Source organism: Paenibacillus massiliensis 2301065 = DSM 16942, from assembly GCF_000377505.1.
GTDB classification, from domain to species: Bacteria; Bacillota; Bacilli; order Paenibacillales; family Paenibacillaceae; genus Paenibacillus; species Paenibacillus massiliensis.
Window position 1 is genome coordinate 309,728 of record NZ_KB898192.1, and the last position, 9,926, is coordinate 319,653.

At 48.4% G+C, this 9,926-nt stretch carries 8 protein-coding genes; 3 read left to right on the forward strand and 5 right to left on the reverse strand.

The window, feature by feature from the left end; genetic code table 11:
• Nucleotides 1-163 precede the first annotated feature (163 nt).
• Complete coding sequence (locus tag D328_RS0117940; protein ID WP_018886418.1) at nucleotides 164-880, forward strand: Crp/Fnr family transcriptional regulator; 717 nt, start codon at nucleotides 164-166, stop codon at nucleotides 878-880.
• Nucleotides 881-938: 58 nt separating this feature from the next.
• On the opposite strand, the gene D328_RS0117945 is transcribed toward D328_RS0117940, so the two are convergent.
• Nucleotides 939-2,702, reverse strand: a complete 1,764-nt coding sequence (locus D328_RS0117945) for an ABC transporter substrate-binding protein (protein ID WP_018886419.1) — start codon at nucleotides 2,700-2,702, stop codon at nucleotides 939-941.
• A 177-nt stretch (nucleotides 2,703-2,879) separates the two neighbouring features.
• Here D328_RS0117945 and D328_RS0117950 point away from each other — a divergent pair, with 177 nt between their 5' ends.
• A complete protein-coding gene (locus tag D328_RS0117950; RefSeq protein ID WP_018886420.1) occupies nucleotides 2,880-4,100 on the forward strand; it encodes an MDR family MFS transporter in 1,221 nt (406 codons plus the stop codon).
• 218 nt (nucleotides 4,101-4,318) lie between these two features.
• Here the strand turns inward: D328_RS0117950 and D328_RS0117955 are convergent, their stop codons facing one another.
• Nucleotides 4,319-4,741, reverse strand: a complete 423-nt coding sequence (locus tag D328_RS0117955; protein WP_018886421.1) for a hypothetical protein — start codon at nucleotides 4,739-4,741, stop codon at nucleotides 4,319-4,321.
• Between the two features lie 323 nt (nucleotides 4,742-5,064).
• Between D328_RS0117955 and D328_RS31060 the strand changes: the two genes are divergently transcribed.
• Nucleotides 5,065-5,451: a hypothetical protein gene (locus D328_RS31060; RefSeq protein ID WP_154659162.1), complete on the forward strand. Its 387-nt coding sequence runs from the start codon at nucleotides 5,065-5,067 to the stop codon at nucleotides 5,449-5,451.
• Nucleotides 5,452-5,713: 262 nt separating this feature from the next.
• Here D328_RS31060 and D328_RS0117960 read toward each other — a convergent pair whose 3' ends face one another.
• The 3 genes from D328_RS0117960 to nirB form a co-directional block, all read right to left on the reverse strand.
• A complete protein-coding gene (locus tag D328_RS0117960; RefSeq protein WP_018886422.1) occupies nucleotides 5,714-6,508 on the reverse strand; it encodes a formate/nitrite transporter family protein in 795 nt (264 codons plus the stop codon).
• 46 nt (nucleotides 6,509-6,554) lie between these two features.
• A complete protein-coding gene (nirD, locus tag D328_RS0117965) occupies nucleotides 6,555-6,875 on the reverse strand; it encodes a nitrite reductase small subunit NirD (RefSeq protein WP_018886423.1) in 321 nt (106 codons plus the stop codon).
• 113 nt (nucleotides 6,876-6,988) lie between these two features.
• Nucleotides 6,989-9,415 carry a nitrite reductase large subunit NirB gene (gene nirB / locus D328_RS0117970; protein ID WP_018886424.1) on the reverse strand — a complete coding sequence of 809 codons (2,427 nt, stop codon included), beginning with the start codon at nucleotides 9,413-9,415 and terminating at the stop codon, nucleotides 6,989-6,991.
• Between the last annotated feature and the right edge of the window lie 511 nt (nucleotides 9,416-9,926).

Sequence of the window (9,926 nt, forward strand, 5' to 3'; positions counted from 1 at the left end):
ATCCTTTTTTAGTGAAATGGTTCACAAAGTTTGAAAATTCGCCACTTTTCACGCCAGTTCTTCCCACCCAAGTTGAACTAAAGGGTATATAATTAATTTGAAATACTGAAGTTGCAGATACATGATTTTAATTCTGCATTTCATTACAAAGGGGAAATGGAACATGAGCAACCCTAACTTACAGACACTGAACAAAGGCAATACTGGATGTATATCGGATGTGAATATGAATCGACTGCTGTCCGTGATGAAAGATCGAGCAGTTCCTGAGGGCTCTCATTTATTCTGGGAAGGCGATACCTCAGATAAATTGTTCTATATTAAACGAGGACGTGTGAAGATCACTAAGACTACCGATGAAGGCAAAGAGCTAATACTGTACATGCATCAGGATGGGGACCTGATCGGTCAGGCTGACCCGTTCTTTGGCACCAAGCATACCTTCTCCGCCGAAGTGCTGGAGGATAGTGAGGTAGGCGTACTGGATCATACCGATTTGGAGCTATTAATCTGCCAGCATTGTGATTTTGCTATTGATTTCATGAAATGGATGGGCTCCCATCACCGCATTACTCAGACCAAATTCCGTGATCTCATGCTCTACGGTAAGCCAGGAGCCCTGTGCTCAACTTTAATCCGTCTTTACAACACATATGGTGAGCCTCATGGCGATCATGTCATTATTAATAAGAAGATTACCCATACGGACTTATCTAATATGATTGGGGCTACGCGGGAAAGCGTGAACCGGATGCTGAGCGATCTGCGCAAGAAAGATGCCGTGGAATACGAAGGTGGCATGATTGTGATCAAGGACCTGGAGCATCTTCAGGGCATTTGCCACTGTGAGCTCTGCCCGAAAGAGATCTGCCGAATCTGATTCAGTCTCATGCTATGATTATGGATACTTGCACTCGTATACGCTACATCCCTTGACATTAGATCCCTTCTGGCGATTTGATCCATAGCTTAGAGAAATCTAGGTAGCCGAAATTCGTAGTATTCAAGCCCTGCAGCCCTTGATAATAAAGGGCTTTTTTGCTTAGGTGGCAGCCGTACAGCAGCCAGTTATGCTCCTGTATTCGCCCTTCCACCTGATACAGCAGGTCATGCCGCTGGGCCTCAGGATATTGTGAGTACCCCTCCAGTATTTTCTCGATCGTCTGAATACGTGCATCGTCCAATAAATGATGCAGAGAATTAAATTGGGTCTTGAAAAAATTGATAAGTCCCCATTCCCAGTCCTCCTCTAGCATTTCTTCAGCCAATACGAGGTCGGCCTGCCCCAGCAAAAATGCGAAATCTATCGTCTCGAAGGGAACCAGTGTCAGGCAAATACCGATCTGTTCACAGCGCTGGCGCAGCCACTCGGCCTCCTCAATGGATTCTTTCTCCAGCATTTTATAAGCCAGACGAAGCTCTTCCCCCGCATATCCACTTTCCTGAAGCAGCCTTCTGGCATCCTCCAGCTTATTGGGCCAGCCATTTTCCGAATTCATAGCGAGACTCCTCCACGGCAAGAAGCTGAAGGCTGGAGACAAGCGGCTCCCCCCTAATTCCTGCATTTGCAGTACAGGGTCATACACGCAGCGAATGGCCTCACGAACGCTTGCTCTATGCTGCGGCCCCTCCCTCCTGAAGTTGAAGACCAGATACCTGCACCCACCCGATTGGTATTCAAAAGAAAGCTCACTTGACTGCTTCACCTCCGCCAAACTTTCAGTTCCATCGTGCGTCACATCCCGGTCTGCCAGCTGATATCTCCGATCCTGGACAGCTACATCAGGCAGGAACCAGATGTTAACTTCATCAAGTAGCGGTCTGTACCCAAAATAGGAATCGTAGGCGGTGAGCCTGAGTGCCGTGTTCGTAAGACTCGTAATGCAAAAGGGTCCTGTTCCAATCAAGCTTACCTGGGGGTCCGAGCCCAGAGGCAGTATGCTCATCGTGAAGCTTGCAGCACAATGCAATAGCATTCGATTGGGCGAGGCAAAGATCAGACTCAGGCAATGGCTCCCATGGATCTCCACACGTTCAAGCTGTTCTAATTGCCAGGTTCCAGAGCCATAGCTCCCTTGCAATCGTTCCACGGTATACTTTACGTCTTCAGCCGTGAAGGATTTACCGTTATGAAATTGGACTCCCTTGCGCAAATAGAAGGTCCAACGCGTGTAATCATCATTATGCTCCCAGAGATGAGCGAGCTTGGGCTGGAAACGCATGCTATTCGCATCATAACTGATCAGTGTACTGCATATTTGCTCCAGCAAATAGGCTTCGAAAGCCGTGTAGACTAATGCCGGGTCCAACGGCTCCAGTCTGCGATATCGGGACATCTGGAGTACATCGGCTCCGCCTGCTGCGGTCATCTGACGGGTCATGCCCATCTCAGCATGGAAAGCAAGCCATAGTTGCTCTCTACGACCATCATCCAGCTCAGATCTGCCTATCAGATCAATCGCCGCCTTAATATTTCCCTGCTTGAGCTTGGTGTGAAATACATCGGTAATGACCTCATTGGGGGTGCGAAGGAGCTGAAGGCGCGATATATGTCCCCTTCCACGCCCTGGTGTCCAGTGAATGTAACGCATATCCTCTAATCGGCGAAGGATGATCTTCACGTTGCGAGACGAACAATTCAATAATTCGCTGAGCTGATCAATCGTGACAGGTATGGCTGGATGGGGTTGCTCATCTGACATTCTGGGTCCCCCCAGTGTGTGTGCCAATTTGATAAAATGTGCCTCGTAAGGATCCATCTGTCCACCCTTTCGCCAGGAATAAAAGGTGAAATGATTAATCTCACGTTTACACTTTTATTGCCCTCTTTTCTCGTTACAATTATATACATCATTAAGCAGAAGGAGAACCCCTACGTCATGTCACATCCCTTGCGTCATATCCATCCATTGGCCTGGACCATCATTGTCGGCACCATCTTTGGCAGACTTGTTACATCCATGAGCATCCCTTTTCTATCCATCTACTTGATTCAGGTGCTTGGCACCTCCGCTACAGAGGCCGGATTTACGGTTGCTGTCAGTGCACTCGCAGGGGTATTGGTAAGCTTTCATGGCGGCTACGTCTCAGATCGAATCGGACGAAAAAAAGTCATGCTCATCTCCGTATTCGTCTGGGCATGCGTGTTCTTTGGCTTCGCTGCAGCAGAGCATCTGTGGGTCTTCTTTGTTATGAATACCTTGAATGGCTTGTGCCGTTCGGTGTTCGAACCCGCTTCACGTGCATTGCTGGCAGATGTCACGCCCAAGGACAAGAAGCTGCTCGTATTCAACCTGCGGTATTTTGCTATTAATCTAGGTGTTGTGTTCGGTCCGCTCCTTGGCGTGGCACTAGGCTCCGCACAGTCCACATTTCCCTTTATGATCGCTGGATTGATCTATATTGTGTATGGTGTGGTCATCTTTATCCAATTCAGATCCCATGCGGTTCCTGTGGCTGCAGCTGAGACTGGCAGCTCTCCGAGCATTCGCGAAGCATTACGCACGACTAGCCGTGACAAAGTGTTCTTGCCGATTCTAATCGGCACGGTCTTCTGCGTGCTTGGCTACGGTCATTTCAGCTCAACCTTGGCGCAATATCTCGCTACCAGTCCATTGTTCGAGGACGGCACCCGCCTCTTCTCCTACATGCTGACGCTCAATGCGATTACCGTCCTTGTCGTTCAGTATCCAGTGGTCAAGGCAGCGAGTAAATTCCCGCCTGTTATTCCCCTAATCCTGGGTAATCTTTGCGTAGCCGCCAGTCTGCTCGTCTTCGGTACGGCAAGCGGGTTAATGATACTGATGCTTGGTGTCGTCTTGTTTACCGTTGGTGAGGTGCTCATGTTCACGATGATGGACGTACTAATTGACCGCATCGCCCAGCCGGAATGGCGTGGCACCTATTTTGGTACTATTGGCTTCAACAATATAGGCAACGTGTTGGCCCCGATACTGGGAGGTCTCCTGCTTGATGAAGTCGGAGTACATAACGGCCTACTTATCTTCGCCCCACTTGCATTGACGACAGCTCTGGGACTGCCCCTGCTGCTCATAGCCCACCGACGCTTGGCTAGGCGGGAACACGCAGCTGCCTCATAAGTGAAGTTTGTTTACAGCGCAGCTATCGGAATTTAAGATGGAGGATTAGCTTACGTAAAAAATAAAGGTGTCCCAAACAGCCCATTTACGGCTCTTGGGACACTTTTTTGCAACCACATCAACTGGATGAGATCGGTCCATTGGTTCATTGATTCATTAGTTCATTGGTTCTTATCGAAGCGGTAAACAAGGTCTACTTAACTCGAACCTGCTACTTACTACCGCATGGATACCATCCCTATTTTGCCGTCAAGAGATAGACCAAGAGTGATGACTTCCCCCCGGATCTGGACAATATCATGGACATGCTCCAGACTCCAGCCCTGATCCTCAGCAAAGCTTTGCCATTCCTTCAATCCCCATGTAGCAACTATTCCCGGATGTACTACCTTCTGTCGATTACCATGCAGATCAATATCCATTGCGATCACATCCCCATGCTCTACAATCACTGTAACGTTACCGTATGTATAATGGACCATTGTCGATTTTTTACTTACTTTTGCAGCGGGCAATTCAGGCTCCCCCAGACTGCTCACTACGACTGCCTCGGGCTGGCCCACCTGCAAGGCATGGATGCTGTTAAGTCGTATGACATCAATGAGCTCTACTTCGAATAATGGTGTCCATTCATGATTCATCTCACTAATTCCCCCGCTTCATATATTTGAGCTAGTCCAGTACTGGAAGTACTGGATTATGTCTATGTCCATACTTCCCACCGTAAAAGAGACCTTCACACAGCATATCTGCTGAATAATCGGAATACAATGGGGTAATACTATAACATTGTGAAAATATGACTTTTCCAATATCCTCGACAAATAGGTACTAAGATCCATGTGTAATTAGTTTATTTATATATAAATAGTTCTTAAGTCTAAATAACTAGTGGATATAGTCAATAAGTCATAGTATTATATATCCATAGACTCAAATCCGACATGACAAAGGAATGATTATTATGGAGTTACAGACAATGAACTGTCCTGAATGTGGTTCCATATTTCGTAGAAATCCTCGCAACCTCTGCCAGAACTGCAGCTCGGATAAGGACCGCAAGCTTGATTTCTGCACCGATTATTTATGGAAGCATCCGCAGGCGACGACAGAGGAACTAAGCAACGCCGCCAGGATCGAATATGCGCAGGTTGCTCATTGGGTCAAGGCACGCAAATTTTCATATACATACGCTAATCTGACCTATCCTTGTGAATCCTGCCGTCATCCGATCGGTGAGGGACGACTTTGCCACAATTGCCATCAATCAATCACAGAGACTGCGCAGCAGATAGCTAGACGACTGCCTAGGCGCCATACCTTCTCCATCGCCCAGCAAGCACGCTACTAGCTATAGCACCTCTGATCGTGTATTAGAGGAATCTACCTAGATGACTGAACGTTATCATTTCCTATAGTATGGCTCCCAAAAAAACCAAATCCTCTAGCTTACATCGCTGCAGAGATCTGGCTTTTATAGTTCACATACTCTTTCATATACTCTTCTAGCCCATCTTGGAGCTTTGTCCGAGCATGATTTCAGGTTGAATGATCGAGGAACGTAGTCGTTAGCGGAAATCAGTCCTACACTCGCATTTCATCTGCTCAAGGTACTAGGAACGAGACTTGCCAAGCTTGCTATAGGAGGAAATATAGCTATATGCCATACCCACAAAGACAGCCCCACCTACGATATTCCCCAAGGTAACGGGAATCATGTTGTGCAGCCAGCCTGCCAATGTAATCGTCTCAGGATGGTTAGGCAGCACCCAGGCTACAGTCAGCAACGTCATATTCGCAACACTATGCTCATAGCCGCTCGCGATAAAGGCAAACAGACACCACCAGATGAGTACCAGCCGGGCCGCCTCACTCTTCGCACGAGAGGACATCCACAAGGCAAGACATACAAGCCAGTTACACAGAATACCGCGGAAGAACAAATCCGTGTATGGCAGACTCATTTTTTTGGCAGCAGCAGCAAAGATCAGATGATCTTGGGGAATTCCCCGAAATAGTCCGGTCCCAGCAATCAGATAGGACAGTAGCACAGCACCTGCCAGGTTACCAATAAAAACAAGTCCCCAGTTCTTCAATGTATCCGTCACCGTCGTGCGCTTGGCAATCGTACTCACCGTGAGGAACATATTATTGCCCGTGAACAGCTCTGAGCCAGCGAACACGACCAGGGTGAGAGCAATCCCGAAGGATGCCCCCATAATCAGTGGCTGAAACGGGGACTTTATAGCAGCCAGTGGAGCCCCCAGAGAAAAGATTAAGATGATTCCCAAGCCTACATAGGCGCCGGCAAGCAGCGCTGCGACCATATACCTGGGCCAGCTTTCGTTCATTCTTTTGACTTTATTTACTGCGGCTTCTACCATCGTCTCCACGTCGGGTGCAAACATGGGACACACCTCCTAAGTTACGCTTCCAATGCTAGTCTACGGCCTGCTAGGCCAAAATCATAATCTGATCCTGCTCCAGTCTGACCGGAAAGGTGCGAACCTGTCCCTGATCGGGTGCCTGCACCTGACCATCCTCCAGATTAATCTTCCAATCATAGAGCGGATCATAGAGATAGTGCCCTGAGACGATGCCTTCGGCCAATGGGCCACCTTTCGGATGAGGATTACGGTTCTCCACTGCGTAGATCTGTCCGTCGGATGTACGGAATACAGCAATCTCTACATCTTTCAGTTGGATTACACGTCCGATCATAGGAAAGAATTCCTCCTGACGTCCTACCGCGCAGTACTCTGTTGTGGTTTTCAAGGTCCTTCGCCTCCTGTATTAATGTACTATTGTGACTCACTGCTATGCGAAGCTCTCAGAACTGCAACATCAGCATGAGAGCTTCGAATGATAGCGATCTCGTGTACGAGCTGTTACATCACTGGTTCTTTTTTCTCGAAGAGCACTTCGCGTTTCTCCGGATTATTCAGGATCTTCTTCCATGGGTCCTCTACCTGAGCCAGCGCGAATTCGATTCGCTCAACCAGTGCCTTGCGGTTCTCCAGATCTTCCACGGTACGAGCACGAATGTCTTCAATTCCAATACGCTCCACCCATTCCGAAGTCCGCTCCAGGTAATTCCCTGTCTCACGGTAATATTGCATAACTGCCGCACAGATATCGATCAGTTCCTGATCTGTCTTCACCTTGCAGAGCGAGTCTGCCAAGCGAGCCTTGATACCGCCATTGCCACCCACGAATATTTCCCAGCCACCATCGTTGCCGACGATACCGATATCCTTGGTGCAGGATTCTGCGCAGTTCCGAGGACATCCGTTGACAGCGTATTTGAACTTCGCTGGGAGATCAAGCCGCTCAAACTTACGTTCCAATAGGGCGCCCATCGCCATTGAATCCTGGGTACCAAAGCGGCAGAATTGCGAGCCGACACAGGTCTTGACTGTACGAAGCGATTTGGCATAAGCATAGCCGGAAGGCATATCCAGCTCTTCCCATACCTTCGGCAGATCCTCTTTCTTCACACCGATCAAATCCAAACGTTGACCGCCTGTCACCTTAACTACCTTCACATCATATTTAAGTGATACATCGGCGATTTTCTTCAAATCTTCTGGTGTTGTGACCCCACCGTACATTCTTGGTACGACAGTATAGGTTCCGTCTTTCTGAATATTGGCACTCATACGTTCGTTCACGAAGCGCGACTCTGCTTCATCTTCATGGGTATCTGGGTTGATCATGCCGAGGTAGTAGTTAAGCGCCGGTCTGCACTTCGAGCATCCCTCAGGCTGGGACCAGCCCAGTACATTCATGACCTCACGCGATGTAGTCAGCCCTTTGGCCTTAATCTCAGCTACAATCTCATCGCGGCTCAATGATGTACAGCTACAGATACCTTGCTTGGCAGCACTCTCGAAGCCATCTCCAAGCACATATTGCAGGATCTGCTCCACCATCGGCTTACAGCCACCACATGAACGAGTAGCCCCCGTACAGGCTTTGATCTCATCTACTGTTGTCAGTCCTTGATCTGTAATGGCCTCTACGATTGCCAGCTTGGTCACACCGTTACAGCCGCACACAATCTCGTCATCAGGCATGGTAGCTACCGAAGCCGAAGCTGCTTTATGTCCAGCGCACCCGGTTCCCATAATGGAGCCGTAGATCTCATCATTCATCTCTGTTCCTTGACGCACAAGCTTCTGCAGATTAGCCGACTCGGTCACGTCCCCGAACAATACCGCTCCGACAATTACATTATTGCGCAGCAACACTTTTTTGTAGGTACGTTTCCATTCATCCTTCGCAGTAATTACGGTATGCTCTGGGGTATCCAGGAACTCACCTGCGGAGAAGACGTCCACCCCGGAAATCTTCAGCTTCGTGGATACGACAGATCCTTCATAGGCTTGAGTCTCTGTACCACACAAATGCTTCGCCAGCACTGCACCTTGCTCAAAGAGCGGCGCTACCAGACCATAGCATACACCACGGTGCTCTGTGCATTCGCCTACCGCGTACACATCTGGAAGAGAGGTTCTCATGTAGTCATCCACGACGATCCCGCGATTCACGTTCATTCCACTTGCTACAGCTACGTCTGTATTCGGCTTGATCCCTACGGCCATGACAACCAGATCGGCCTCAAGCTCACTATTGTCACTGAAGCGCAGTCCTGTCACCCGTTCGTCGCCAGTCAGCTCTACAGTCTGTTTGCCCATTGCAAATTTGATACCCTGACGCTCTAGCTCTGCCTTCAGCATCAAGGAAGCAGCAGGGTCCAATTGACGTTCCATCAGATCCTCCATCAGATGCACAACGGTCACGTCCATGCCCAGGTTCACAAGCCCCTTCGCCGCTTCCAGACCAAGCAATCCACCACCGATTACCGCTGCCTTGCGATAGGTCCCTGCTGCCTCAATCATTTGTCTACAGTCAGCCACGTCACGGAAGCCGATGACGCCCTCACGCTCGATTCCCGGAATCGGGAGCATGAATGGCTTCGAGCCAGTTGCGATAATCACTTTGTCATAGGCCAGTGTCTGACCCTTGTCCGTAGAGATGGTCTTGGCTTCGGCATCAATCTTCACTACGGTAGTATCCGTGTGAAGCTGGATACCGTTATCCTTGTACCAGTCCCAGTCGTTCAGAATGATATCCTCAACCGTCTTGCTTCCTTCCAATACGTAAGACAGCATGATCCGGTTATAGTTAGGGTACGGCTCGCTACCGAACACGTGCAGGTCATATTCACCGCCCAGCTTGATGATCTGTTCTAATGTACCTACTCCAGCCATCCCGTTCCCAATCAGTACCAGTTGCTCTCGTCTCTTGCTCATACTGTAGCCCTCCTTAGCAATGCCTGCCTGTCTGCTGTTCTCTCTTATGGACTGACAATGCCTGATATCTTATAGTTCAATTTTAAAATAGATAAAATTTTAACTTTGTGATTTTGGTCACAAATATTGTACTTTTTTTCACTTAAATATTTTGTAAAAAATATTGTGATTTTTCATGTGATACTCAAATTGTTCAGCTCCGCTGAAAACGTATAAATTCTATGATTTCTAGAGTAAAGGGCTGGATTCAAACCAGCCCCTCCTCATCAAACCGTACATGAGGTTTTCCCTCATACGGCTTTCCGATGTTCGTCTTTCATGGGCATGCAGATCACAATAACGTTTTTAGTCCATACATGTTAGCAATATACTTGACTTCAGGTCCTGAACTCATCCAACTCCTGCGCTGCCTCTTCTTTGCATACCACCGGGTTAATCGCTGCAGAATATACCAATCCAGCTTGGCTAATCTCTTTTGGCTGTGGTTCGTGTAGTAGTAATTTCTCCATCC

What these genes read in the sequence shown, in the direction of transcription:
- D328_RS0117940 (WP_018886418.1), top strand. Translation starts at nt 164, where the DNA reads ATGAGCAACCCTAACTTACAGACACTGAACAAAGGCAATACTGGATGT.
- D328_RS0117945 (WP_018886419.1), bottom strand. Translation starts at nt 2,702, where the DNA reads ATGTCAGATGAGCAACCCCATCCAGCCATACCTGTCACGATTGATCAG.
- D328_RS0117950 (WP_018886420.1), top strand. Translation starts at nt 2,880, where the DNA reads ATGTCACATCCCTTGCGTCATATCCATCCATTGGCCTGGACCATCATT.
- D328_RS0117955 (WP_018886421.1), bottom strand. Translation starts at nt 4,741, where the DNA reads ATGAATCATGAATGGACACCATTATTCGAAGTAGAGCTCATTGATGTC.
- D328_RS31060 (WP_154659162.1), top strand. Translation starts at nt 5,065, where the DNA reads ATGGAGTTACAGACAATGAACTGTCCTGAATGTGGTTCCATATTTCGT.
- D328_RS0117960 (WP_018886422.1), bottom strand. Translation starts at nt 6,508, where the DNA reads ATGTTTGCACCCGACGTGGAGACGATGGTAGAAGCCGCAGTAAATAAA.
- nirB (WP_018886424.1), bottom strand. Translation starts at nt 9,415, where the DNA reads ATGAGCAAGAGACGAGAGCAACTGGTACTGATTGGGAACGGGATGGCT.